The 23,467-nt window shown below is 71.3% G+C and carries 24 protein-coding genes; 8 read left to right on the top strand and 16 right to left on the bottom strand.

The genetic code is table 11. The annotated features are described in order from the left end of the window. Nucleotides 1-29 precede the first annotated feature (29 nt). Nucleotides 30-1,805, bottom strand: a complete 1,776-nt coding sequence (lysS, locus tag ACPU2J_RS19560; RefSeq protein ID WP_391348958.1) for a lysine--tRNA ligase — start codon at nucleotides 1,803-1,805, stop codon at nucleotides 30-32. Between the two features lie 144 nt (nucleotides 1,806-1,949). Between lysS and argS the strand changes: the two genes are divergently transcribed. Together argS and ACPU2J_RS19550 are read left to right on the top strand one after the other, a co-directional pair. Beyond that, the gene (argS, locus tag ACPU2J_RS19555; protein WP_420079975.1) at nucleotides 1,950-3,710 is read left to right on the top strand and encodes an arginine--tRNA ligase; all 1,761 of its coding nucleotides are present in this window, start codon (nucleotides 1,950-1,952) and stop codon (nucleotides 3,708-3,710) included. A gap of 214 nt (nucleotides 3,711-3,924) precedes the next feature. Then, complete coding sequence (locus ACPU2J_RS19550) at nucleotides 3,925-4,722, top strand: VOC family protein (RefSeq protein WP_399315365.1); 798 nt, start codon at nucleotides 3,925-3,927, stop codon at nucleotides 4,720-4,722. 78 nt (nucleotides 4,723-4,800) lie between these two features. Here ACPU2J_RS19550 and ACPU2J_RS19545 read toward each other — a convergent pair whose 3' ends face one another. The 3 genes from ACPU2J_RS19545 to ACPU2J_RS19535 form a co-directional block, all read right to left on the bottom strand. After that, nucleotides 4,801-5,073, bottom strand: a complete 273-nt coding sequence (locus ACPU2J_RS19545; RefSeq protein WP_361605216.1) for a DUF1876 domain-containing protein — start codon at nucleotides 5,071-5,073, stop codon at nucleotides 4,801-4,803. 128 nt (nucleotides 5,074-5,201) lie between these two features. Beyond that, entirely contained in the window at nucleotides 5,202-5,798 is a 597-nt protein-coding gene (locus ACPU2J_RS19540; RefSeq protein ID WP_423833722.1) for a hypothetical protein, read from the bottom strand. A 137-nt stretch (nucleotides 5,799-5,935) separates the two neighbouring features. Beyond that, the gene (locus ACPU2J_RS19535; protein ID WP_389070738.1) at nucleotides 5,936-6,685 is read right to left on the bottom strand and encodes a hypothetical protein; all 750 of its coding nucleotides are present in this window, start codon (nucleotides 6,683-6,685) and stop codon (nucleotides 5,936-5,938) included. Nucleotides 6,686-7,295: 610 nt separating this feature from the next. Here ACPU2J_RS19535 and ACPU2J_RS19530 point away from each other — a divergent pair. Then, nucleotides 7,296-7,658 carry a hypothetical protein gene (locus ACPU2J_RS19530; RefSeq protein WP_401399587.1) on the top strand — a complete coding sequence of 121 codons (363 nt, stop codon included), beginning with the start codon at nucleotides 7,296-7,298 and terminating at the stop codon, nucleotides 7,656-7,658. 39 nt (nucleotides 7,659-7,697) lie between these two features. Here ACPU2J_RS19530 and hemB read toward each other — a convergent pair whose 3' ends face one another. Both hemB and ACPU2J_RS19520 read right to left on the bottom strand, forming a co-directional pair. Further along, nucleotides 7,698-8,699 carry a porphobilinogen synthase gene (gene hemB, locus ACPU2J_RS19525; RefSeq protein WP_365495493.1) on the bottom strand — a complete coding sequence of 334 codons (1,002 nt, stop codon included), beginning with the start codon at nucleotides 8,697-8,699 and terminating at the stop codon, nucleotides 7,698-7,700. 66 nt (nucleotides 8,700-8,765) lie between these two features. After that, nucleotides 8,766-9,176 (bottom strand): ATP-binding protein, encoded by a 411-nt coding sequence (locus ACPU2J_RS19520; protein ID WP_423833721.1) that lies wholly within the window; start codon nucleotides 9,174-9,176, stop codon nucleotides 8,766-8,768. Nucleotides 9,177-9,287: 111 nt separating this feature from the next. Here ACPU2J_RS19520 and ACPU2J_RS19515 point away from each other — a divergent pair, with 111 nt between their 5' ends. Beyond that, the gene (locus tag ACPU2J_RS19515) at nucleotides 9,288-10,112 is read left to right on the top strand and encodes a helix-turn-helix domain-containing protein (protein ID WP_420079978.1); all 825 of its coding nucleotides are present in this window, start codon (nucleotides 9,288-9,290) and stop codon (nucleotides 10,110-10,112) included. After that, a complete protein-coding gene (locus ACPU2J_RS19510; RefSeq protein ID WP_423833720.1) occupies nucleotides 10,109-10,303 on the top strand; it encodes a DUF397 domain-containing protein in 195 nt (64 codons plus the stop codon). Before ACPU2J_RS19515 ends, ACPU2J_RS19510 begins: the two co-directional genes overlap by 4 nt. Nucleotides 10,304-10,410: 107 nt before the next feature. Here the strand turns inward: ACPU2J_RS19510 and ACPU2J_RS19505 are convergent, their stop codons facing one another. From ACPU2J_RS19505 to ACPU2J_RS19485, 5 genes are all read right to left on the bottom strand, one after another. Continuing rightward, nucleotides 10,411-12,078 (bottom strand): bifunctional uroporphyrinogen-III C-methyltransferase/uroporphyrinogen-III synthase, encoded by a 1,668-nt coding sequence (locus tag ACPU2J_RS19505; RefSeq protein ID WP_365495481.1) that lies wholly within the window; start codon nucleotides 12,076-12,078, stop codon nucleotides 10,411-10,413. After that, nucleotides 12,075-13,043 (bottom strand): hydroxymethylbilane synthase, encoded by a 969-nt coding sequence (gene hemC / locus ACPU2J_RS19500; RefSeq protein WP_420079979.1) that lies wholly within the window; start codon nucleotides 13,041-13,043, stop codon nucleotides 12,075-12,077. The genes ACPU2J_RS19505 and hemC overlap by 4 nt, the downstream gene beginning before the upstream one ends. After that, on the bottom strand, nucleotides 13,040-14,725 hold the full coding sequence (locus ACPU2J_RS19495; protein ID WP_420079980.1) for a glutamyl-tRNA reductase: 1,686 nt from the start codon (nucleotides 14,723-14,725) through the stop codon (nucleotides 13,040-13,042). Before ACPU2J_RS19495 ends, hemC begins: the two co-directional genes overlap by 4 nt. After that, nucleotides 14,722-15,531: a redox-sensing transcriptional repressor Rex gene (locus tag ACPU2J_RS19490; RefSeq protein ID WP_420079981.1), complete on the bottom strand. Its 810-nt coding sequence runs from the start codon at nucleotides 15,529-15,531 to the stop codon at nucleotides 14,722-14,724. The genes ACPU2J_RS19495 and ACPU2J_RS19490 overlap by 4 nt, the downstream gene beginning before the upstream one ends. A 271-nt stretch (nucleotides 15,532-15,802) precedes the next feature. After that, entirely contained in the window at nucleotides 15,803-16,090 is a 288-nt protein-coding gene (locus ACPU2J_RS19485; RefSeq protein WP_423833719.1) for a glutaredoxin family protein, read from the bottom strand. Between the two features lie 110 nt (nucleotides 16,091-16,200). Between ACPU2J_RS19485 and ACPU2J_RS19480 the strand changes: the two genes are divergently transcribed. The 3 genes from ACPU2J_RS19480 to ACPU2J_RS19470 all read left to right on the top strand — a co-directional run bounded on the left by ACPU2J_RS19480 (nucleotide 16,201) and on the right by ACPU2J_RS19470 (nucleotide 19,783). Next, nucleotides 16,201-17,175 (top strand): HAD family hydrolase, encoded by a 975-nt coding sequence (locus ACPU2J_RS19480; RefSeq protein WP_420079982.1) that lies wholly within the window; start codon nucleotides 16,201-16,203, stop codon nucleotides 17,173-17,175. Between the two features lie 370 nt (nucleotides 17,176-17,545). Next, on the top strand, nucleotides 17,546-18,349 hold the full coding sequence (locus ACPU2J_RS19475) for an ECF subfamily RNA polymerase sigma factor, BldN family (RefSeq protein ID WP_361605258.1): 804 nt from the start codon (nucleotides 17,546-17,548) through the stop codon (nucleotides 18,347-18,349). Between the two features lie 228 nt (nucleotides 18,350-18,577). Continuing rightward, nucleotides 18,578-19,783, top strand: coding sequence for a DUF5667 domain-containing protein (locus tag ACPU2J_RS19470; protein WP_423833718.1), 1,206 nt, complete (start codon nucleotides 18,578-18,580; stop codon nucleotides 19,781-19,783). 79 nt (nucleotides 19,784-19,862) lie between these two features. On the opposite strand, the gene ACPU2J_RS19465 is transcribed toward ACPU2J_RS19470, so the two are convergent. The 5 genes from ACPU2J_RS19465 to ACPU2J_RS19445 form a co-directional block, all read right to left on the bottom strand. Then, nucleotides 19,863-20,852: a lysophospholipid acyltransferase family protein gene (locus tag ACPU2J_RS19465; protein WP_423833717.1), complete on the bottom strand. Its 990-nt coding sequence runs from the start codon at nucleotides 20,850-20,852 to the stop codon at nucleotides 19,863-19,865. Beyond that, a complete protein-coding gene (locus ACPU2J_RS19460) occupies nucleotides 20,852-21,928 on the bottom strand; it encodes an NAD-dependent epimerase/dehydratase family protein (RefSeq protein WP_361605267.1) in 1,077 nt (358 codons plus the stop codon). Before ACPU2J_RS19460 ends, ACPU2J_RS19465 begins: the two co-directional genes overlap by 1 nt. A 95-nt stretch (nucleotides 21,929-22,023) precedes the next feature. Beyond that, nucleotides 22,024-22,122 (bottom strand): 30S ribosomal protein bS22, encoded by a 99-nt coding sequence (locus tag ACPU2J_RS19455; RefSeq protein WP_003948845.1) that lies wholly within the window; start codon nucleotides 22,120-22,122, stop codon nucleotides 22,024-22,026. 142 nt (nucleotides 22,123-22,264) lie between these two features. Beyond that, entirely contained in the window at nucleotides 22,265-22,474 is a 210-nt protein-coding gene (locus tag ACPU2J_RS19450; RefSeq protein WP_008738568.1) for a helix-turn-helix domain-containing protein, read from the bottom strand. 114 nt (nucleotides 22,475-22,588) lie between these two features. After that, the gene (locus ACPU2J_RS19445; RefSeq protein WP_423833716.1) at nucleotides 22,589-23,419 is read right to left on the bottom strand and encodes a phosphatase; all 831 of its coding nucleotides are present in this window, start codon (nucleotides 23,417-23,419) and stop codon (nucleotides 22,589-22,591) included. Nucleotides 23,420-23,467: the final 48 nt, after the last annotated feature.

The following is a 23,467-nucleotide window of genomic DNA, read 5'->3' as shown; positions in this document are numbered from 1 at the left end:
GTGCGGGCCCGTGCCGGTGGTGCGGTGCCTCAGGCGGCCAGGAGCTTGCGCACCCGGTCGGCGCCCACGGCGAGGAGCAGCGTGGGCAGGCGCGGCCCGGTCTCGCGGGTCACGAGGAGGCGGTAGAGCAGGGCGAAGAAGGTGCGCTGCGCGACCTTGAGCTCGGGGGTGGGCTTGGCGTCGGGCTCCAGGCCGGCCATGACCTTGGGGACGCCGTAGACGAGGGTGGTCAGTCCGTCGAGCGACCAGTGCGAGTCGAGGCCTTCGAGGAGGAGGCGCAGGGACTCGCGGCCTTCGTCGTCGAGGGAGGACAGCAGCTCGGTGTCGGCGTCCTCGCGTACGAGGGTGCGCTGGTCGGCCGGGACCTGGGTGGTGATCCAGTTCTCGGCGCGGTCCAGGCGCGGCCGTACCTCGTCGAGGGAGGTGAGCGGCTGCGACGGGTCGAGGTCGGCCAGGATGCGCAGGGTCTGCTCGTCGTGGCCGGCGGTGATGTCGACGACGGAGGCGAGGGTGCGGTACGGGAGCGGGCGCGGGGTGCGCGGCAGCTCGTGGGAGGCGACGCGGACGGCGCGGGCGTGGGCGGCGGCGTCGGCGGGCAGCACGGTGCCGTCGGCGACCTTGCCCTCCAGCTTGTCCCACTCGTCGTAGAGCCGCTGGATCTCCTGGTCGAAGGCGATCTTGAAGGACTGGTTCGGGCGGCGGCGGGCGTAGAGCCAGCGCAGGAGCTGCGGCTCCATGATCTTCAGGGCGTCGCCGGGGGTGAAGACGCCGCCCTTGCTGGAGGACATCTTGGCCATGCCGCTGATGCCGACGAAGGCGTACATCGGGCCGATCGGCTGTTCGCCGCCGAAGATGTGGACGATCTGGCCGCCGACCTGGAAGGAGGAGCCGGGCGAGGAGTGGTCGACGCCGGAGGGCTCGAAGATGACGCCCTCGAAGGCCCAGCGCATCGGCCAGTCGACCTTCCAGACGAGCTTGCCGCGGTTGAACTCGCTGAGCTTGACCGTCTCGGTGAACTCGTCCTCGGTGCAGACGTAGGTCATCTCGGTGGTCGTGTCGTCGTACGAGGTGACCTTGGTGAAGTCCTTGCCGCACCGGCCGCAGTACGGCTTGTACGGGAAGTAGCCCGCCTCGCCGGCGCTGCCGTCGTCCTCGGCGGCCGCGCCGGAGCCCTCGGCGGCTTCCAGCTCGGCCTCGTCGACGGGCTTCTGCTGGGGCTTCTTGCCGCCCGGCTTGGCCTTGGTGCGGTACTGGGCGAGGACGGCGTCGATGTCGCCGCGGTGCTTCATCGCGTGCAGGATCTGCTCGCGGTAGACACCGGTGGTGTACTGCTCGGTCTGGCTGATCGGGTCGTACTCGACGCCGAGCTCGGCCAGCGACTCGGCCATCGCGGCCTTGAAGTGCTCGGCCCAGTTCGGGTACGCGGAGCCCTCGGGGGCGGGGACGGCGGTCAGCGGGCGCCCGATGTGCTGGGCGTGCGACTCCTCGGTGACGCCGGGGATGCCCTTGGGGACCTTGCGGAAGCGGTCGAAGTCGTCCCAGGAGATCAGGTGGCGGACCTCGTGGCCGCGGCGGCGGATCTCGTCGGCGACCAGGTGCGGGGTCATGACCTCGCGGAGGTTGCCCAGGTGGACCGGGCCCGAGGGGGAGAGTCCGGACGCGACGACGACGGTTTTGCCCGGGGCTCGGCGCTCCGCCTCGGCGATGACCTCGTCCGCGAAACGGGAGACCCAGTCGGTCTCGGTGCTGCTCTGCGCGCTCTGAGCCACGACACGTCCTTCTACTCGAATGCTGGCTTCGGCCATTCTCCCAGACGGAACAGGCCGGTCCGCGGTTGCTCGGGGCGGTGGATCTCGCGGTGGATATCCCGGGAACCGGGTGCCCGTCGCGTGGGATACTCGGCACTTGTCGGAAGACCCAAGAACAGAACCTCACAGGAACGGCAGCTCATGGCCTCGGTCCCTTCGCTCGCTTCGTCCGTCAACCAGCGCGTCGCCGACGCCCTCGCCTCCGCGCTGCCGGAGGCCGGTGGCGCCGACCCGCTGCTGCGACGAAGCGACCGGGCCGACTTCCAGGCCAACGGCATCCTGGCGCTCGCGAAGAAGGCCAAGGCCAATCCGCGCGAGCTGGCGGCGACCGTGGTCGAGGGCATCCCGACCGGTGACCTGATCGAGGAGATCGAGGTCTCGGGCCCGGGCTTCCTGAACATCACCGTCAGCGACGCGGCGATCGTCTCGACGCTGGCGGCGCGTGCCGCGGACGACCGGCTCGGCGTGCCGCTGAACGCGTCCGCCGGCACGACGGTGATCGACTACGCGCAGCCGAACGTCGCCAAGGAGATGCACGTCGGCCACCTGCGGTCCGCCGTGATCGGTGCGGCCATGGTGGAGATCCTGGAGTTCACGGGCGAGAAGGTGGTCCGTCGCCACCACATCGGCGACTGGGGCACCCAGTTCGGCATGCTCATCCAGTACCTGCTGGAGCACCCGCACGAGCTGGACCACAAGTCGGACTCGGAGGTCTCCGGCGAGGAGGCCATGTCCAACCTCAACCGCCTCTACAAGGCCTCGCGCGCGCTGTTCGACTCGGACGAGGAGTTCAAGACGCGGGCCCGGGCGCGGGTGGTGGACCTCCAGGCGGGCGAGCCGGAGACGCTGGCCCTGTGGCAGCGGTTCGTGGACGAGTCGAAGATCTACTTCTACTCCGTCTTCAACAAGCTGGACATGGACATCCAGGACCCGGACGTGGTCGGCGAGTCCGGCTACAACGACATGCTCGTGGAGACGTGCAAGCTGCTGGAGGAGTCGGGCGTCGCCGTCCGCTCCAACGGTGCGCTGTGCGTGTTCTTCGAGGACGTCAAGGGTCCGGACGGCAACCCGACCCCGCTGATCGTGCAGAAGTCGGACGGCGGCTTCGGCTACGCGGCCACCGACCTGTCGGCGATCCGCGACCGCGTGACCAACCTCGGCGCGACCGAGCTGATCTACGTGGTCGACGCGCGGCAGTCGCTGCACTTCAAGATGGTCTTCGAGACGGCGCGCCGGGCGGGCTGGCTGAACGACGAGGTCAAGGCCGTGCAGCTGGCCTTCGGCACGGTGCTGGGCAAGGACGGCAAGCCGTTCAAGACCCGTGAGGGCGAGACGGTCCGGCTGGTGGACCTGCTGGACGAGGCGATCGACCGTGCCTCGGCCGTGGTGCGGGAGAAGGCCCAGGACCTGACGGAGGCCGAGATCGCCGAGCGCGGTGCCCAGGTCGGCATCGGCGCGGTGAAGTACGCCGACCTGTCGACGTCCGCCGCCCGGGACTACAAGTTCGACCTGGACCAGATGGTCTCGCTGAACGGCGACACGTCCGTGTACCTGCAGTACGCGTACGCCCGTATCCAGTCGATCCTGCGCAAGGCGGGCGACGCCAGGCCGGTCGCGCACCCGGAGGTGGCGCTGGCCCCGACCGAGCGCGCGCTGGGCCTGCACCTGGACGGCTTCGGCGAGCTGATCGCGGAGGCCGCCGCGGAGCACGCCCCGCACAAGCTGGCGGCGTACCTGTACCAGCTGGCGTCGCTGTTCACGTCGTTCTACTCGGAGTGCCCGGTCCTCAAGGCGGACACGGCGGAGCAGGTGGAGAACCGCCTGTTCCTGTCCGAGCTGACGGCCCGGACCCTGAGCAAGGGCATGTCCCTCCTCGGGATCCGCACCCCCGAGAAGCTCTGACGCCGCGACACGGCACGGCACGCGACCGGCACGACACGTACGGCCCCGGCGGTGACCGCCGGGGCCGTACGGCGTTCCCGGGGGTGCCGGCGGACGGTGGTGCGCGGGCGTTCGTTCACCCGTACGGCCCGATTCCGGGCGGGTGGGCCGGGTAGGGGACGGCGCGTCCTTCCCCCGCAACGAGCGACGCCAACCGGAGGCATCCGTGCCCGACATGAACGGCCCCTACAAGCCCGGCACCCCGTGCTGGATCGACCTGATGGTTCCCGACCAGCAGGCCGCCCTCGACTTCTACTGTGACCTCTTCGGCTGGCAGGGCGAGGTCGGCCCGGCCGAGCAGGGCGGCTACTCCGTCTGCACGCTCAAGGGCCGGCCGGTCGCCGGCATCATGAAGGCGATGAACCCGGACGGCACCGTCCCGGACCCGCTGCCGCCGACCGCTTGGACGACGTACCTGTCCACCGACTCCATCGACTCCGCCGTCAAGTCGGTGACCGACGCCGGCGGCTCGGTGATCGTGGGGGCGTCGGACGTCATGGACCTCGGCCGGATGGCGGTGATCTCCGACCCCACGGGTGCGGTCGTCGGCCTGTGGCAGCCGGGCACCTTCGACGGCGCGGGCATCGTCAACGAGCACGGCGCGCTCATCTGGAGCGAGCTGACCACCCCCGACCTGCCGGCCGCGGCCGCGTTCTACTCGGCCGTCCTGCCCGTCACCACGGCCCGCTCGGAGATGCCGGGGGCCGAGGAGTACATCGAGTTCAAGGTCGGCGACCGGGCCGTGGGCGGAATGATGGACATGAGCAAGATGCCGCCGGGGGTGCCCCCGCACTGGCAGGCGTACTTCCAGGTGGACGACGTCGACGAGATCCAGGCGGCGGTCGTCCGCGCCGGCGGCACGGTCCTGGCGCCCGCCTTCGACATGGTCGCCGGCCGCATGGCCGTACTCGCCGACCCGCAGGGCGGCGCCTTCTCGGTGATCACCGCAACCACCCCGGAACAGCCGGCCTGACCCCACACCGGACCCGCCGAGGGGGCCGGGGCCCTCTCGGCGGATCGGCGAAACCAGCTGCTCCTGCTCAGCGCCTGCTCACTGGTGGAGCGGGTAGGAATGGCGGCCCGTCGCCTCGTCGATCTCCGAGTGGGCCTTCTGCAACATCTGTGACGCCAGATCCATGAGCGCGCGAGCGCCCGCGATCTCTTCCCCGACCCTCAACTGCTCGGGGTCGGAGGGGTGACGCAAGGCATACCCTCGCGCCTTCATCTCGGAGCCGTCCCCGAGCCTGACCAGGGCCGCCGCACTGGTGCGGTGGCCGTCCTCGGTGAATTCGAGCTCCACATGCCACCCGACGAGCGTGGACACGGTGCATCACCTCCAGGGGGTCACCTTTCCCTCCAGGGTGCGCCTACGGGGAGCGAGGCGCGAGCGGGGGGCGGGGGCGGGAACGAGCGGTGCCCCACCGCATGCGGTGGGGCACTGAGGGTCCGCGGTCAGCGGACGACGATGTCCGGCGGCGGGGCCGGGGATTCGGGAGCGGGCGGGGCCGGCTGCTCGGGGGCGGGCGGCTGCTCGGGAACGGAGGGGACGTCGTCCTTGGGGGCGGGGGTCTCCGGGGTGGTCGGGTAGCCGCCGTCGTCCTTGGGGGTTTCCGGGGTGCTCGGCTTGTCGGGGCAGGGGGGACCGTCGTTGCCGTTGGTGCCGGTGCCGTTCGTGCCGTTGCCGTTGCGGCCACCACAGCGGCCGTTGCCGCCGCGGCCGGTGCCGCCGGTGCCCGTGCCACCCGGGGCCGTACAGACGGGGGCGTCTCCGCCCGTGCCGTTGCCACCGGTGCCGTTGCCGCCGTTGCCGGGAGCGCAGTAGTCGTCGTGGTGCTTCTTGTGACCACCGTGCTTCTTGTGGCTGTCACGCTTCTTGTGACCGTCGTGCTTCTTGTGGCCACGGTCGCCGTCGTGCTTCCGGTGGTCTCCGCCGACCACCTGGAGCGTCGGGGCCGCCATCGCCGTCCCTGCCGGGATCAGCACGCCTGCGCTGAGGAGTACAGAGGCTGCGGCTACGAAGAGACGGCTCTTCCGCGGACTGCTCGCCATGACAATTCCCATTCCTTTTCTGCCCGCTCCCGGCCTGCGAGAACGAAAGGTCTTGATGTGTGAGGGGGTGGTTTCGCCCGGCCGGGCGGCCTGGTGGCCGCCCGGCCGTATTGCGTGGTGACGGATTGCGTCAGCTGTCAGTCGCCGGCGTTGCCGCCGGTGCCGTTACCGCCGGTGTTGTTACCGCCACCGGACGCGTTGCCGCCGGTGCCATTGCCGCCGGTGTTGTTACCGCCACCGGACGCGTTACCGCCCTGGCCATCGCCGCCCGTGTTGTTGCCGGGACCGGTCGCGTCACCACCCGTGCCGTTACCGCCGGTGTTGTTGCCGGGACCCGTGGCGTCGCCGCCGGTGCCGTTACCGCCGGTGTTGTTACCGCCACCGGAGGCGTTACCGCCCTGGCCGTCACCGCCGGTGTTGTTACCGCCACCGGACGCGTTTCCACCCGTGCCGTCACCGCCGGTGTTGTTACCGGGACCGGTCGCGTCACCACCCGTGCCATTGCCGCCCGTGTTGGTGCCGGTACCGGTGGCGTCGCCGCCCGTGCCGTTACCACCCGTGTTGGTGCCAGAGCCGGATGCGTTACCGCCCGTACCGTTGCCGCCGGTGTTCGTACCGCTGCCGGAGGCGTTGCCGCCCGTACCGTTGCCGCCGGTGTTGTGGCCGTGCTTCTGGCACTTGGGGTGGTTCGGGTGCTTCTTGCAGAACTTGTGCTTGTGCTTGTTGACAAGCTCCACGTGCGAGACGGAGCCGGTGGTCGCCGTCGCGGCGGAGGCCGGGAGAGCGACACCGCCGGCTATCACGGCGGCTGCGGCGACGACCGTCGCGAGACGGTAGCCCCGGCGCTTCGAACGGGCGTTGTCGTTGGTCGGAACGATGCTGCTCATGATGTTTCTCCTATGCTGGAAATCTCTTTCCCGTCCGGTTCTCCGGCCGAGTGGTGCGGGCCTTGCCGCACTTCCAGTAGGCCCCACGAGCCACCCCCTGACAGGTTCCGAAAGCTCGGGACTTGTCAGGGCTTCCGACATCGGGTAAAAGCCCGGAGAAAAGCACATTTCCCCAGCTCAGAGCACGTCATGGCATTTCACCCCCGCCCATCGGAGCTCACAGCCGCACAAGCGGACAGTGCATCGGGGGAAAGGCGCATCGCCCTCGTGGGCGGCCTATGTCCAGCAATTAACAGCCCGCAGTCGCCGTCCCTGAGGAGCGCGTAGCGATTGTGGGCGGCTTATGCCCGGCCACCGGGGCTCGCAGCCGCGCAACGAGGGCAGCGCGTAGCGCTCTGGGGCGTTCCCTGGGCCGGGCTCCGCCCGGACAGGACGCTCCCTCGTCTCTTGATGGATTGTCCCGCCCCGGAGAGACGAGGGGACTGACGGGAAACCCCCAAGCCCCCTCCGACACCGCCCCGCCGAAGCCCCGCTACTCCCGCACCAGCCCCCGCGCAACTGAGTACGCGCACTCATGTCCCGGCTTCCGCAGGCCCGTTGACTGGGTCCCATGAACACGTCTCAGCCCGTCGCCCCCGAACCCGCCCGGCACGCGCGTGCTTTCGTCGCCCCGCTCGTCTCGACGTTGCTGACGCTGCCCATGGCGGCCGTCGCGTTCTTCTTCGTCGGGCTGTCGCCGATGGCGTGCGACTCCTGCAACGGTGCCGCGAGCGACCGGTTCGACGCCTCGTACGAGGTCGCCTTCCCCGTGTTCGGGTTCGGTCTGCTGGTGGTGCTGGTGTTGCTGCTCGCCTCCTGGGCGCTCCCCTGGCAGCGGCGCAACGCCGCTGCCAGGGTGTGGCTGGCCGTGGCCGCCCCGGCCGTCGTGGTCCTCGCCTCCGTGGTCTTCCACGGGCTCGTCGACTGGCCGTAGGGCCGTGGCCGGCGGACGAGGACCGGGCCGGAGGCCGGGTCAGCGGGTCTCGCGGATCCAGCCGGCGACCTCGGTCGCCCAGTAGGTGAGGATCGTGTCCGCGCCCGCCCGCTTGATGCCGAGCAGGGTCTCCATGATGGCCCGGTCCCGCTCGATCCAGCCCTTCTCGGCGGCCGCCTCGACCATCGCGAACTCGCCGCTGATCTGGTACGCCGCGACCGGTACGTCCACTGCCTGCGCGACCCGGTGGAGGATGTCGAGGTAGGGCCCGGCGGGCTTGACCATCACCATGTCCGCGCCCTCCTCCAGGTCGAGGGCCAGCTCGCGCAGGGACTCGCGGGCGTTCGCCGGGTCCTGCTGGTACGTCTTGCGGTCGCCCTGGAGGGAGGAGGCGACGGCCTCGCGGAAGGGGCCGTAGAAGGCGGAGGTGTACTTCGCCGTGTAGGCGAGGATCGACACGTCCTCGTGCCCGGTCTCGTCGAGGGCGTCACGGATGACGCCGACCTGGCCGTCCATCATGCCGCTGGGGCCGACGACGTGGACGCCCGCGTCGGCCTGGACCTGCGCCATCTCGGCGTAGCGCTCCAGCGTCGCGTCGTTGTCGACCCGGCCGTGCTCGTCGAGGACGCCGCAGTGGCCGTGGTCGGTGTACTCGTCCAGACAGAGGTCCGACATGATCACCAGGTCGTCCCCGACCTCGGCCTTCACGTCGCGGATCGCGACCTGGAGGATGCCGTCGGGCTCGGTGCCGGCGGTGCCGAGCGCGTCCTTGTTCTCGTCCGCGGGGACGCCGAAGAGCATGATGCCCGCGACCCCGGCCTCGACCGCCTCGACCGCGGCCTTCCGCAGGGTGTCCCGGGTGTGCTGGACCACGCCGGGCATGGCCGAGATGGGGAGCGGGGCGCTGATGCCCTCGCGCACGAAGGCCGGGAGGATCAGGTCCGAGGGGTGCAGCCGGTTCTCCGCGACCATCCGCCGCATCGCCGGGGTGGTGCGCAGCCGGCGGGGCCGCGAACCGGGGAAGGATCCGTACGCGCTCATCTTCAGTCGCCTCTTCGAGCTTCGACAGCAGTCGCAACAAGCGTAGAGCCCGTGCCGGGGCCCGCCCTACGCGCCCGGTCCGAGCGCGAACTCGCACCACACCGCCTTGCCGGGCCGGCGCTCCGCGGTTCCCCACCGGTCGGCGACCGCCGCCACCAGCAGCAGTCCGCGCCCGCCGTCCGCCCCGGGGTCCCGGTCCGCGACGCGGGGCCAGCCGCCGCCGCTGTCGGCCACCTCGACGCGGACCGTGCCGTCGAAGAGCAGCATCCGCAGGCGGTAGTGGCGGCCGGGCGGTACGCCGTGCAGCAGGGCGTTGGTCGCCAGCTCGCTCACGCAGAGCGACACGTCGTCCTGGCGGCAGGTGACACCCCACGCGTGCAGTGTTTCTGCGGCGAACGCACGTGCGGCCCGCACGGTCTGCCGTGACCTGAGAAAGAACCGGTCCCGCACCAGGGCGGGTTGAATGTCGACGCTCACCCGTCGATCGTCGCGGTCCGTCACTAGCGTGGTGCAGTGCGCGAACCCGTACACGCTTTCAGTACGGGTTGGTACGGGTAGTTCGTGTACGAGGCCGGGGAGTTCACGTTCATGCCACCAAGGAAGAGGGCTCGGCCCAACGCGACGGCGATGCGGATGGTCGGCGAGCAGGTAGCCGTCTGCCGGATCGCCAAGGGATTGACCCAGAGGGAACTCGGCAGGCTGGTCGGTCTCACGGAGGAGAGCATCGCCTCCATAGAGCAGGGGCGACGCCCCCTGATGCCGGACGTCGCGGAGGCGATGGACCGGGTGCTGGAACTCCCGGGCGTCCTCGCGGTCGCGGCGCAGAGGATGCCGCAGGTCGACGTGATCCCGCAGTGGGCGGAACCACTGATCAACCTGGAACAGCACGCGCAGGCCCTGTCGTCCTACGAGAACCAGGTCGTGCCCGGCCTGCTCCAGACTCCGGCGTACGCGGAAGCAGTGTTCCGCAGCCGGATACCGCTGTACACGGACTCCGAGGTAGCGGCCCAGACCGGAGCACGTATCGACCGACAACCCGCCCTGCGGCGTGAGCAGCCCATGCTGGCCAGCTTCGTCGTCTGGGAGCCCGTGCTCCGCTGCCCGATCGGCGGACCGGAGGTTCTCGACGAACAGCTGCGGCACCTGCTGACCTGTACCCGGCTTCCTGGCGTCTCCATCCAGGTACTCCCCCTGGGCCGCCGGGCCCACCCGGCCCTGGACGGGCCGTTCGTCCTGCTGGAAACCCCGGACCACCAGCACATCGCGTACGTCGAGAGTCAACGCGGCAGCCTGGTCGTCTCCCACCTCGACGAGGTCAGCATCCTCGCCCAGAGGTATGCGATGCTGCGGACCCAGGCCCTCAACCCCGATGAAACCAGGGACCTGTTGAAGCAGCTGCTAGGAGACCCATGAGCACCGAACTCGCGTGGTTCAAGTCCAGCTACAGCGGGAGCGACGGCGGCAACTGCCTGGAAGCCTGCGTCGAGATCGCCCCCCGCGCCACCGCGCAGGTGCACGTCCGGGACTCCAAGGTCGCCGACGGACCCGTCCTCACCCTCGCTCCCGCCGCCTGGGACGCGCTCACCCGCTGGGTGCGTTCCTGAGCTTCCGGCGTCACGGGGCGGGCCCGCGCGAGCGCGAGGGGCCCGGGTGCGTGTGCACCCGGGCCCCTCGCCGGTTCCGTCGGGCCGTGTCCGGCCGCCTAAGCCACTCACGTCGTACGGCGACGACGCGCGCCCGGCCGGCGCTCGCTCGGGCGGAAGACCGTCTCGCCGGCCTCCTTGGCCGCCTCGCGGCGGGCCGCGCCGTACTCGGCGAGGGCCTCGGCCAGCTTGGACACCGACGGCTCCGGGGAGAGGACGTCGACGCGCAGGCCGTGTTCCTCCGCGGTCTTGGCCGTCGCCGGGCCGATGCAGGCGATGACGGTGACGTTGTGCGGCTTGCCGGCGATGCCGACGAGGTTGCGCACGGTGGAGGAGGACGTGAAGAGAACGGCGTCGAAGCCGCCGCCCTTGATCGCCTCACGCGTGTCCGCCGGCGGCGGCGACGCGCGCACGGTGCGGTAGGCGGTGACGTCGTCGACCTCCCACCCGAGCTCGATCAGCCCGGCGACCAGCGTCTCCGTGGCGATGTCGGCCCGCGGCAGGAAGACGCGGTCGATCGGGTCGAAGACCGGGTCGTACGGCGGCCAGTCCTCCAGGAGGCCCGCCGCGGACTGCTCGCCGCTCGGCACCAGGTCCGGCTTCACGCCGAACTCCACCAGGGAGGCGGCGGTCTGCTCGCCCACCGCGGCGACCTTGATGCCGGCGAAGGCGCGCGCGTCGAGTCCGTACTCCTCGAACTTCTCCCGCACCGCCTTGACGGCGTTGACGGAGGTGAAGGCGATCCACTCGTAGCGGCCCGTCACCAGGCCCTTGACCGCGCGCTCCATCTGCTGCGGGGTGCGCGGCGGCTCGACGGCGATGGTGGGCACCTCGTGGGGCACCGCGCCGTAGGAGCGCAGCTGGTCGGAGAGCGATGCGGCCTGCTCCTTGGTGCGGGGTACGAGGACCCGCCAGCCGAACAGCGGCTTGGACTCGAACCAGGACAGGTCCTCGCGGCGCGCGGTGGCACCGTGCTCGCCGACCACGCATATGACCGGCCGGCCGCCCTCGGGCGAGGGCAGCACCTTGCCCTGCTTGAAGACCTGGGCGATCGTGCCCAGGGTCGCGCTCCAGGTCCGCTGCCGGGTCGTCGTGCCGGAGACCGTGACGGTCAGCGGGGTGTCGGGCTTGCGCCCGGCGCCGACCAGTTCGGCGGCGGCCGCCGAGACGGTCTCCAGGGTGGCGGAGACGACGAGGGTGCCGTCGCTGGTGCCGACCTCGCTCCAGCAGCGGGCGGAGGCGGTCCGGGCGTCGACGAAGCGGACGTCCGCGCCCTGCTTGTCGCGGAGCGGGACACCGGCGTACGCGGGCACGCCGACGGCGGTCGCGACGCCGGGCACCACCTCGAAGGGGATGCCCTCGTTGGCGCATGCGAGCATCTCCTCGGCGGCGTTGCCGTCGAGTCCGGGGTCACCGGTGACGGCACGCACGACCCGCCTGCCGGAGCGTGCGGCCTCCATGACAAGATTGGCCGCGTCCCGGATCACCGGGACACCGGCGGCTGCTGACGCTTCGTCAGCCACCGTCAGCTGCGGCGTGTCGACACCCGCGCGCGCATGCGTCCGTACGACCTCGAGCACCTCGGGCTCCGCGATCAGTACGTCCGCGGCGGCGAGCGCCTCGACGGCGCGCAGCGTCAGCAGACCCGGGTCGCCGGGGCCGGCACCGAGGAAGGTGACGCGTCCGTGGGCGGCGACGGCCGGAAAAGCGGAGGTGGTCGGACTTGAGGGGTTCAAAGCGATCGCTCCCCCATCAGACCGGCCGCGCCCTTGGCCAGCATCTCGTCCGCGAGTTCGCGGCCGAGCGCCATGGCCTCGTCGTACGACTGGGGCACGGGACCGGTGGTGGACAGCTGCACCAGCGTCGAGCCGTCGAGGGTGCCGACGACGCCGCGCAGGCGCATTTCATTGACAATCCGTCCGTCGCCCAGAAGGTCGGCGAACGCGCCCACGGGAGCGCTGCAGCCGGCTTCCAGTGCGGCGAGCAGGGAACGCTCCGCGGTCACGGCGGCCCGGGTGTGCGGGTCGTCGAGCCGGCCGAGCGCGGCGATGAGGTCCGTGGAGGACGCAGGGCACTCCACGGCCAGGGCTCCCTGGCCGGGAGCGGGCAGGACGCTGTCGACGGCCAGCAGGTCGGTGGCTTCGCCGCCGCGGCCGATCCGGTTGAGTCCGGCGGCGGCGAGGACGACGGCGTCGAGTTCGCCGTCGCGGACGAAGCCGATGCGGGTGTCGACGTTGCCGCGGATCGGGACGGTCTCGATCCGCTTGCCGAGCGAGCGCGCCAGGTGGTTGAGCTGGGCGGTGCGCCGGGGGGATCCGGTGCCGATGCGGGCGCCGTCGGGCAGCTGCTCGAAGGTCAGGCCGTCGCGGGCGACGAGCGCGTCGCGGGCGTCCTCGCGGCGCGGCATGGCCGCGATCACGAGGTCGTCGGGCTGGGCGGTCGGCAGGTCCTTGAGCGAGTGCACGGCGAAGTCGACCTCGCCGCGCAGCAGCGCGTCGCGCAGGGCGGTGACGAACACGCCGGTCCCGCCGATCTGCGAGAGGTGCTCGCGCGAGACGTCGCCGTAGGTCGTGATCTCCACGAGCTCGACGGGCCGGCCGGTGAGCTCCCGGACGGCGTCGGCGACGTGCCCCGACTGGGACATGGCCAGCTTGCTCCGCCGCGTACCGAGCCGCAGCGGCTGGTCGGGACGTGTGTTCATGATGCCCGTCCTGGGTCGTCGTCGTTCATCGGATCGGCCGCGTCCGCCCGGCTGACGGAGGCAACCGTCTGAGGGTCGAGGTCGAAGAGTTCGCGCAGCGCTTCCGCGTACCCGGCGCCGCCGGGCTCGCTGGCGAGCTGCTTGACGCGCACGGTCGGCGCGTGGAGGAGCTTGTCCACGACGCGGCGCACGGTCTGGGTGACCTCGGCGCGCTGACGCTCGTCGAGGTCGGGGACCCGTCCGTCGAGGCGTGCCACTTCCATGGCCACGACCTCGGCCGCCATGGCGCGCAGGGCGACGACGGTGGGCGTGATGTGCGCGGCCCGCTGGGCCGCGCCGAAGGCGGCGACCTCCTGGGCGACGATCGTGCGTACGGCGTCCACGTCGGCCGCCATGGGGGCGTCGGCGGAGGCTTCGGCGAGGGACTCGATGTCCACGAGGCGTACACCGGGGATCCGGTGGACGGCCCCGTCGATGTCGCGGGGCATGGCGAGGTCGAGCAGCGCGAGCCGTACGGCGGTCGCCTGGGCCTGCATACGGGCGGTCCGGCGGGGCTGGCGCTGTGCGGCGGCCTCGCCCTGGTCGGCCCAGGTCCCGTGCAGTTCGAGGGAGTTGGCGTCGACCCCGGTGAGGGCGGAGCGGCCGTCGGGTCCGACGGGGCAGCCGTCGGCCTCCGCGGGGGAGGTGATGGTCCGGGCGGCGCCGGCGTCGGCCAGCCGGCCGTGCGTCTGCGCGGCGGCGGCGAGGCGGGCCACCACTTCGGCGTCGGGTGCGGCCGCGGCGGACCGCGCCGGGGTGTGGGGGGCGGGGATCTTCGGGCGCGGCACCGGGAGGGCTTCGAGTTCGCCGCCGGCCACGGCGGCGAGCACGTCGTCCGCGGTCAGGACCAGCCCGGTGGCCCCGGTACAGGACACCACGACGTCGACCCGGGCCAGCTCGTCCGCGACCTCGGCCATGGGCAGGGCCGAGGCCCGCACCCCGGTGCCCGAGGCAACCAGAATCTCCGCGAGGCGTTCGGCGCGCTCCGCGGTCCGGTTGGCCACGACGATCTCGGCGACGCCGACGCGCGCCAGGGTGGCGGCGGCCAGGGAGGACATCGAGCCGGCGCCGATCACGAGGGCGCGCTTGCCGGCGGCCCATTCGGTGACGGTCGTGCGGACGGCGAGCTGCTCCAGGCCGAAGGTGACCAGGGACTGGCCGGCGCGGTCGATCCCGGTCTCCGAGTGGGCCCGCTTGCCGACGCGCAGGGCCTGCTGGAACAGGTCGTTGATCAGCCGTCCCGCGGTGTGCAGGTCCTGCCCGAGCGCGAGCGCGTCCTTGATCTGGCCGAGGATCTGGCCCTCGCCGACGACCATCGAGTCCAGGCCGCACGCCACGGAGAACAGGTGGTGCACCGCCCGGTCCTCGTAGTGGACGTACAGGTAGGGGGTGAGCTCCTCCAGGGCGACGCCGCTGTGCTGGGCGAGCAGCGTGGACAGCTCGGCGACACCGGCGTGGAACTTGTCCACGTCGGCGTACAGCTCGATGCGGTTGCACGTGGCCAGGACGGCGGCCTCCGCCGCCGGCTCGGCGGCGAGGGTGTCGTGCAGCAGCTTGGCCTTGGCGTCGGTGGACAGCGAGGCGCGCTCCAGCACGCTCACGGGGGCGCTGCGGTGACTCAGGCCTACGACGAGCAGACTCATGCCGGCATCACCGCCGGGACGTCTCCGTCGGGGCCGTTCTTGCGCGCTTCGGCGGCCGTGCGTCCGGCGGGCGGCACGACGGCGGCCGCGGGGGCGGCGCCGCCCACGGCGGAGCCGGGCTCGACGGAGGCCGCGGCGGCCTCCTCGCCGGCCTTGCGCTGCTCGTGGAAGGCGAGGATCTGCAGCTCGATGGAGAGGTCGACCTTGCGCACGTCGACGCCGTCGGGGACGGACAGCACGGTCGGCGCGAAGTTCAGAATGGAGGTGACCCCGGCGGCGATCAGCCTCTCGCTGACCTGCTGGGCGGCGCCGGCGGGCGTCGCGATGACGCCGATCGAGACACCGTTCTCCTCGATGATCTTCTCGAGGTCGTCGGTGTGCTGGACGGCCATGCCGGCGACGGGCTTGCCGGCCATCGCCGGGTCGGCGTCGATGAGGGCCGCGACGCGGAAGCCTCGCGCGGAGAAGCCGCCGTAGTTCGCGAGGGCGGCGCCGAGGTTGCCGATGCCGACGATGACGACCGGCCAGTCCTGGGTCAGGCCGAGCTCGCGGGAGATCTGGTAGACGAGGTACTCGACGTCGTAGCCCACACCGCGGGTGCCGTAGGAGCCGAGGTAGGAGAAGTCCTTGCGCAGCTTGGCGGAATTGACTCCGGCGGCGGCCGCGAGTTCCTCGGAGGACACCGTGGGGACCGATCGCTCGGAGAGCGCGGTCAGGGCGCGCAAGTACAGCGGAAGCCGGGCGACAGTGGCCTCGGGAATACCTCGGCTGCGGGTCGCCGGTCGGTGAGTTCGGCCAGTTGCCACGATGCTCCTGCGGGATGAGCGGGGCTGCAGGCGGCCTCGTGTCCCAGGACCGCCCCGTCGACAGCAGGCTATGCCTTTGTGAACGCGTGCACAAAGATTGTGTCCGGTTTGTCCGACCAAAGTGACCGGGGTCACGCAACTTCGGCAGACAAACCCGGAACCGGTGACACGCCGAACCCGTTCAAATACCAAAGGGGGCAAAACCGTGCACACTCCTCACAGATACACCCCCAGACCCCACAAATCGCCCATGATGCTACCGGGAAGGCACTCAGCCGCCCAACGCCCGCCGCAGCCGGTCGGGGTTCACCCTCCAGAAGGTGTGCTGCTCGCCGTCGACCAGGACCACCGGGATCTGCTCCCAGTGCCGCCGGTAGAGCTCCTCGTCCTGGGAGATGTCCTTCTTCTCCCACCGCGCGCCGGTCTCCGCGCACACCGCCGCCACGACCTCCTCGGCCGCGTCGCACAGGTGGCAGCCGGGCTTGCCGATGAGCGTCACCATCCGCTCACCGGGGCTCTTCTTCTCTTTACGGCGCAACAAAGGGCTCATGCGCCCCATTCTCCCGCGCCCGCCCCGGGCCACGGCCGCCCCGGCCACGTAGCGAAGAGTTAACGCCTCCGTTTCCCTCCGGTTCGGGAACTCCCGAACACAGTGGCTATGCTCGCGTCATGGCCGCTCCCGGATGGCTCACCCCTCGCAGGCGCTCCGCCACAGCACGCAGCGTGCTGGCGGGAGAGGCCTCGGCCGAAGCAGCCCGCAAGACCGCGCTGGCCGGGGCTCCCGTAGCCACCGAACCCGAGGACGAGGACGAGATCCTCGCGGTGCAGGAGCGGGCCGAAGAGCCCGCGGAGCCCGCCTTCCCGGTCGCCGGCGACGACCTCGCCGCCGCGTTCTTCGACCTCGACAACACCGTCATGCAGGGCGCCGCGATCTTCCACTTCGGCCGCGGCCTCTACAAGCGCGAATTCTTCCGCCGCCGCGAACTCGCCCGCTTCGCCTGGCAGCAGGCCTGGTTCCGGCTCGCCGGCGTCGAGGACCCCGAGCACATGCAGGACGCCCGCGACAGCGCCCTGTCCATCGTCAAGGGCCACAAGGTCTCCGAGCTGATGACCATCGGCGAGGAGATCTACGACGAGTACATGGCCGAGCGGATCTGGCCGGGCACCCGCGCCCTGGCCCAGGCCCACCTCGACGCGGGCCAGAAGGTCTGGCTGGTCACCGCCGCCCCGGTGGAGACGGCCACGATCATCGCCCGCCGGCTCGGCCTCACCGGCGCCCTGGGCACCGTCGCGGAATCGGTCGACGGGATCTACACCGGCCGCCTGGTCGGCGAGCCCCTGCACGGCCCCGCCAAGGCCGAGGCGGTCCGCGCCCTGGCCGCCGCCGAGGGCCTCGACCTCGAACGCTGCGCCGCGTACAGCGATTCGCACAACGACATCCCGATGCTGTCACTGGTCGGACATCCGTACGCGATCAATCCGGACACAAAACTGCGCAAGCATGCCCGGATCAACGACTGGCGGCTGCGCGACTATCGGACCGGCCGGAAGGCCGTGAAGGTCGGCGTCCCGGCGGCGGCCGGGGTCGGCGCGATCGCGGGCGGCGCCGCCGCGGCGATCGCCCTGCACCGGCGCCGCAAGTAGCCCTCCCGGGTCCCGTCCCAGGCCACGGGCACCCGCGCCCACCAGCACCGACCCCGAGGCCGGCCACGGACATTCGCTCACCTCTACCCGCGCCCGGGGCGCGGCACTCCGGCACGTCCGCACTCGGTCGCGGGCTCCGTGGAAGCTTCCATTCCGCGCCTCGAAGCGATCAAGAATCGATCACCAACTGCGACTGAATATGCCCTCGTCAGGCAACAGAAGTGTCGGAACCGGTGATTTGAGCAACTGGGTGTAGCGCTGCCTGTACGAAGCGTTATTCTCCTCAGACGCATGCCACCGGTCATCTGTCGCCACGACGGGTGAACGGTCCCGCACTGCACGTGATGGAAGCTCTGCCTCTGGGAGTCCCGTGTACCCACCTGTCGGGGTTGACGCCTCGGGCCTGGCTCAGCTGCGCGCAACGGTCCTCGACCACCTGCGCGGCTTCGTCCCCACCGCGTACACCGCCCCCGCCTTCGCCACCGCGGTTCCTGCCGGCCTCGGCCCGGCCGGTCCCTGCTATGCCCTGACCGACGGCGGCGCGACGGTGGGCAGACGAGGCCGCGCGACCGGCTCCGGGGGCACGAGCACCCAAACCACCCCCCGCCGCCCCCTGGCGGACAGCGACCAGGCCCGCATGATGGACCTGGTCGAGCGCGCCCAGGCCGGCGAGGCCGAGGCCTTCGGCCGCCTGTACGACCAGTACAGCGACACGGTGTACCGGTACATCTACTACCGCGTGGGCGGCAAGGCGACGGCGGAGGACCTCACCAGCGAGACCTTCCTGCGCGCCCTGCGCCGCATCTCCACCTTCACCTGGCAGGGCCGCGACTTCGGCGCCTGGCTCGTGACGATCGCCCGGAACCTGGTGGCGGACCACTTCAAGTCCAGCCGCTTCCGGCTGGAGGTCACCACCGGCGAGATGCTCGACGCGAACGAGGTCGAGCGCAGCCCCGAGGACTCCGTCCTGGAGTCCCTCTCCAACGCGGCCCTGCTGGAGGCCGTGCGCAAACTCAACCCGCAGCAGCAGGAGTGCGTGACTCTGCGCTTCCTGCAGGGCCTCTCGGTCGCCGAGACGGCCCGGGTCATGGGGAAGAACGAGGGCGCCATCAAGACGCTCCAGTACCGGGCGGTCCGCACCCTGGCCCGCCTCCTCCCCGAAGACGCCCGCTGACGGTCCGACCCGACGACACAACACATTCGGTGACCCCTCGATGACGCTGTGGTCCGATCATCCTTCGTCCGTAACCCAAGTGCCGCGACGCTCGTTGTGCGGAATGCAGGCTCCCTGTGGACACGCCCTGCCCGAAGCCGCTCACTCGAAAGTGTGGATGCGCTCAAGGCAGGCAACCTTCCGGACACCTTGGGGAGTCGATCGTCATGACGAGAGGAGGTGCCGCCAGTGATCGCGAACGTGACCCCGCACCGGCGGGCGAACGCCTTCGCCCAGGCCCTGGAGGATCGGAACCCATCCGACCTTTCGGAACCGGACCCGGCGGCCGAGCAGTCCGAGGCACCTGCCGAACCTGCCGACCACGACCGGTTGCTGGCCCTGGCGAGCGTGCTCGGCGAACGAATGCCGCGCCCAGTGCTGGACCCCGAGGTCAAAGTGGTGCAACGAGCCCGGCTCGTTGCCGCCATGGAGGCCATGGTGCTGGAGGAGAGGGCCGGGGGCGGTGCCGCCTCGGACCCTCAGGTGCCCGAGCAGCGGACCGGCCGCGGCGCCCACCGGGCGACCCCGCTCCGGAAATTGCGGCCCCGCTCCCGCTGGTCCAAGGGCATCGCGGCGGGCGGCCTCACCGTGGGTGTGGCCGCGGGGGCCTTCAGCGGAGTGGCCGCTGCCAGTTCCGACGCCCTGCCCGGTGACCACCTCTACCCCGTCAAGCGGGGCATGGAGGACCTGAAGCTGGGCATGGCCGACGACGACGCGGAGCGCGGAGAGCTCTATCTCGACCGCGCCTCCAACCGTCTGTCGGAGGCCCGCCGGCTGATGGAACGGGGCCGCACCGGCACCCTGGACCACGAGTCCCTCGGTGCGATCCGCCGCGCCCTCTCCGGGGTGAAGCACGACGCCGAGGAGGGTCACCGGCTGCTCCAGGCCGCGTTCGACCGGGACGGCTCGCTCGGCCCGATCCAGACGCTGTCCTCGTTCTCCCGCTCCCACCGCGACGCCTGGGGCAAGCTGCGCGAGAAGCTCCCCGTGCAGCTCACGGACGTCGGCGGCGAGGTGGAGTCGGTCTTCCAGGCCATAGACGATGACGTGGCGCCGCTGCAGAGCCTGCTCCCCAAGCCCCCGGAGCAGACCCGCGGTTCCGGAGCGTCCGGTTCGCCCGCCAAGCCGGACGCACCCACCGGTGGTGCGAAGCAGTCCGCGCCCGCCGCGGGCACGCCCTCGGGCAGCAGCCCGGCGCCGACGCCCTCGGGCAGCGCCCGGCCGCCGGCCGGCGGCCTCCTGGGCGGTACGGGCGACCTGCTCAACCCGCCCGCGGGGCAGTCCGCGCCGCCCTCCTCGGGCACCACCGAGGACGCCAAGCCGGACATCACCATCCCGCCCCTGCTCCCGGGGCTCCTGCCCGGCCTCGGCCTCGGCGCGGAGGACGCGGAGTAGGAGCACGGACGGACCGAGGGTGGTGGGCCGGGCCGGTGGGCCCGGCCCATCACCCGGCCCGCCCCCGGGACCGTCAACGTCAGAAGAAGACCGACCTGCGCTGCACCAGCAGCTTGTAGAGCGTGTGCTGGATCTGCTCCCGCACCTGGTCCGTCAGGTTGAACATCAGCATCGGGTCCTCCGCCGCCTCCGGCGCGTACCCGTCCGTCGGAATCGGCTCGCCGAACTGGATCGTCCACTTCGTCGGCAGCGGCACCGCCCCGAGCGGCCCCAGCCACGGGAAGGTGGGCGTGATCGGGAAGTACGGCACCCCCAGCAGGCGTGCCAGGGTCTTCGCGTTGCCGACCATGGGGTAGATCTCCTCGGCCCCCACGATCGAGCAGGGCACGATCGGCGTGCCCGCCCGGAGCGCAGTCGACACGAACCCGCCGCGCCCGAACCGCTGGAGCCGGTACCGGTCCCCGAACGGCTTCCCTATCCCCTTGAAGCCCTCCGGCATGACCCCGACCAGCTCCCCGGCCTCCAGGAGCCGCTGGGCGTCCTCCGCACACGCCAGGGTGTGCCCCGCCTTCCGGGCGATCTCGTTCACCACCGGCAACATGAACACCAGGTCCGCCGCCAGCAGCCGCACGTGCCGCTCCGCGGGGTGCCGGTCGTGGACGGCCACCTGCAGCATCAGCCCGTCCAGCGGGAGCGTCCCGGAGTGGTTCGCGACGATCAGCGCGCCGCCCTCCGCCGGGATGTTCTCGATGCCCTTCACCTCGACCCGGAAGTACGTGTCGTACACCGGCCGCAGCAGGGACATCAGGACCTGGTCCGTCAGCTCCTTGTCGTAGCCGAACTCGTCGACCTCGTACTCACCCGTGATCCGCCGGCGCAGGAACGCCAGCCCGCCCGCGATCCTGCGGTCCCAGCCGCCTGCCTGCCCCGCCTTCTCGGGCCCGGGCGCGGCCTCGGGGGCCTGCGACGGCTCGGGCGCCTCCGCGGGCGCGGGAACGGCCCGTACCCGGCGGGGGGCCCGCCGGCGCGGCCGGTCCTCGTCGAACGGAATGACCTTGGCGTCCGCCACTATCGCTTCGCTCCTTCAGCCGTGTCGGCGTCGTCCCGTGTGCCGTCAGCGTCCAGCATGGCCGCCACCCGGTCCACGGCCCGCCCGACCCGCTCGGGAGGCAGCAGGCCGTTCCCGCGGCTCCGGGCGAAGTCCGCGAAGGTCTCGGCGGTCGTGTACAGCGGGTCGAAGCCGAGGACCTCGCGCATCTGCGTGGTCTCCACGACCCGCCCGTGGGTGAGCAGCCTCATCTGCTCCGGCGAGAAGTCGGTGACCCCCACCGCCCGCAGCGCGGACCCCACCCAGGTGAGCGCGGGCAGCAGCAGCGGCAGCGTGGGCCGCCCCAGCCGCCGCGAGCACTGCGACAGCAGCAGCACCCCGTCCCCCGCGATGTTGAAGGTCCCGCTGTTCAGGGTGCCGCGCCGCGGCTCCAGGGACGCCAGTCTGAGCACTTCGAGCACGTCGTCCTCGTGGACGAACTGCAGGCGCGGGTCGTAGCCGAGCACGGTCGGCATCACCGGCATCGAGAAGTACTCGGCCAGCGCCGAGTCCGCGAAGGGTCCCAGGATGTTCGCGAAGCGCAGGACGCACACCGCCACGTCCGGCCGCCGGCGCGCGAAGCCCCGTACGTACCCCTCGACCTCGGCGGCGTCCTTGGCGAAACCGCCCGCCGGCAGCGACTTGGGCGGCGTGGTCTCGGTGAAGACGGCCGGATCCCGCGGGGTGCCCCCGTACACGCTCGTACTGGACTTCACCACGAGCCGCCGGACCGTCGGGGACTTCTGACAGGCCCCGAGGAGCTGCATCGTCCCGATCACGTTCGTCTCCTTGACGGCGCTGTGCGCGCCGCCCGGCCCCGCCCGGCCCCCGGTGACCGCCAGATGGACCACCGTGTCCACGGCGTGCTCGGCCAGGACGCGGACGATGGACGACTGCCTGATGTCCGTACGGACGAACTGCGCCGATCCCAGCCGGTGCGGTGGCGGCACGGCGTCCACCGCGATCACCCGCTCGACGTCCGGGTCACGCTGGATCCGGCGCACGAAGCGGCCGCCCAGCTGCCGGGCCGCCCCGGTGACGAGTACGACCTTCCCCACGAGTTCAGCGCCTCCCTAGAAAAAGTCCCCGGCTGCACCGCAGCCCCTCCACCAAGGATGGTGGAGGGGCTGCGGAGAACACGTACAGCTGCCGTTTACTTCTTGTTACGGCGCTGGACGCGGGTGCGCTTGAGCAGCTTGCGGTGCTTCTTCTTGGCCATCCGCTTGCGCCGCTTCTTGATAACAGAGCCCACGACTACCCTCGCTCACTTCTCTTCACTGGTGCGGGGCGTCTGGGCCCACACGACCTACGTCGGCCTAGCCTACCCGCCCGAGCTCCGAGCCCGTAATCCGAGTGCTTCCCGGGGGTCACGAGGGGGCCGGGAACCGTCATTCTCAGGCCGACTCCACCCCCACATAGGACTCTCGGAGGTACTCGTGGACCGCGTTCTCGGGGACCCGGAAGGACCGGCCCACCCGGATCGCGGGCAGATGACCGTTGTGCACCAGGCGGTACACGGTCATCTTCGACACTCGCATCACCGAGGCGACCTCCGCCACGGTCAGGAACTGAACCTCACTGAGAGGCCTCTCGCCAGCAGCCATGACACACCTTGACCTTCCGCGCATGACGGGCACCGGCTTCCCCTCCGGTTACTCCTCGTCGTCGCACGCTCACTCCCCAGAGTAGGGGCGCGTGATACGAGTGGGGAAGAGGAGCTACGGCCACTCCTGTCGCCCCGTCAGACTCGCCCGGCCCAACACGTACCGGGCAAGCGGATGGTAGTAGTCCGATCGCACCGCGTCATCAAGCGGAACGGCCACCGAGACCCGCCCCTCCGCCTCGCCGACGAACAGCGCGGGATCGTCCGTGTCCGCCAGCCCGATCGCCTCCACACCCAGCTGACCTGCGCCGCAGACCCACCCGTGGTCCCCGACCACCAGGTCCGGAAGCGGCCCGCCGGCCTCCGCGAGGGCCCCCAGGACCGTCCGAACCGGCAGGGGTGAATGGCTGTGCACGCCGGTCGCACTTCCCGGCACCCGCACGCCGGGTTCCCGCACCAGTGCGACCCCCCGTACGTATTCGATGCTGTGCGTACGTACGCCGAACCGGGTCGCCATGTCGACACGCGCCCCCTGCGCCGGGGTGAGGACAACACATCCCGCCGCCGACACCGCCTCGGCCAAACCGGCGTAGAAACCCAGGAGCCGATGCGGGTGCCCCGTCCCGAACAGCACCGGCGACCCCGCCCGCACCGCCTCCCCCAGCCTCCCGGCGAAGGCGTCCAGCGCGGCCACCGTCCGCTCCGGATCGATCACGTCCGGCCCTGTGACGTGCGCCGGATCCGAGGAGACACCGCACTTCCGCGCCATCAGCCCCAGCAGGTCCCGCTCGCCCCAGCCCCGTTCCGGATCCAGCCCCAGCATCACCCGCGGATCGCGCGCCGCGAACAGCCGGTAGCTGCGCAGGCTCTCCTCCCGGGAGGTCGCGACGGGCCCGGCCAACCGGGCGGCCAGCAGATGCGCACGCAACGCGCCGGTGCTCAACACCTGTCCGATGCTGCCCCAACACATCTGCCGGGGCATCAATTCCGGCGA

This window comes from Streptomyces manipurensis, from assembly GCF_049570255.1.
In the GTDB taxonomy this organism is placed as follows: Bacteria; Actinomycetota; Actinomycetes; order Streptomycetales; family Streptomycetaceae; genus Streptomyces; species Streptomyces manipurensis.
Note: the sequence above shows the minus strand (reverse complement) of the source record. Positions and strands in the feature narration are given on the sequence as shown.

Coding starts and splice junctions, on each gene's coding strand:
- ACPU2J_RS19450 (WP_008738568.1), bottom strand. CDS start 22,474: ATGGCTGCTGGCGAGAGGCCTCTCAGTGAGGTTCAGTTCCTGACCGTG.
- ACPU2J_RS19510 (WP_423833720.1), top strand. CDS start 10,109: ATGAGCACCGAACTCGCGTGGTTCAAGTCCAGCTACAGCGGGAGCGAC.
- ACPU2J_RS19550 (WP_399315365.1), top strand. CDS start 3,925: ATGAACGGCCCCTACAAGCCCGGCACCCCGTGCTGGATCGACCTGATG.
- hemC (WP_420079979.1), bottom strand. CDS start 13,043: ATGAACACACGTCCCGACCAGCCGCTGCGGCTCGGTACGCGGCGGAGC.
- hemB (WP_365495493.1), bottom strand. CDS start 8,699: ATGAGCGCGTACGGATCCTTCCCCGGTTCGCGGCCCCGCCGGCTGCGC.
- ACPU2J_RS19495 (WP_420079980.1), bottom strand. CDS start 14,725: ATGAGTCTGCTCGTCGTAGGCCTGAGTCACCGCAGCGCCCCCGTGAGC.
- ACPU2J_RS19540 (WP_423833722.1), bottom strand. CDS start 5,798: ATGGCGAGCAGTCCGCGGAAGAGCCGTCTCTTCGTAGCCGCAGCCTCT.
- ACPU2J_RS19480 (WP_420079982.1), top strand. CDS start 16,201: ATGGCCGCTCCCGGATGGCTCACCCCTCGCAGGCGCTCCGCCACAGCA.
- ACPU2J_RS19485 (WP_423833719.1), bottom strand. CDS start 16,090: ATGGGGCGCATGAGCCCTTTGTTGCGCCGTAAAGAGAAGAAGAGCCCC.
- ACPU2J_RS19535 (WP_389070738.1), bottom strand. CDS start 6,685: ATGAGCAGCATCGTTCCGACCAACGACAACGCCCGTTCGAAGCGCCGG.
- ACPU2J_RS19530 (WP_401399587.1), top strand. CDS start 7,296: ATGAACACGTCTCAGCCCGTCGCCCCCGAACCCGCCCGGCACGCGCGT.
- ACPU2J_RS19515 (WP_420079978.1), top strand. CDS start 9,288: ATGCCACCAAGGAAGAGGGCTCGGCCCAACGCGACGGCGATGCGGATG.
- argS (WP_420079975.1), top strand. CDS start 1,950: ATGGCCTCGGTCCCTTCGCTCGCTTCGTCCGTCAACCAGCGCGTCGCC.
- lysS (WP_391348958.1), bottom strand. CDS start 1,805: ATGGCCGAAGCCAGCATTCGAGTAGAAGGACGTGTCGTGGCTCAGAGC.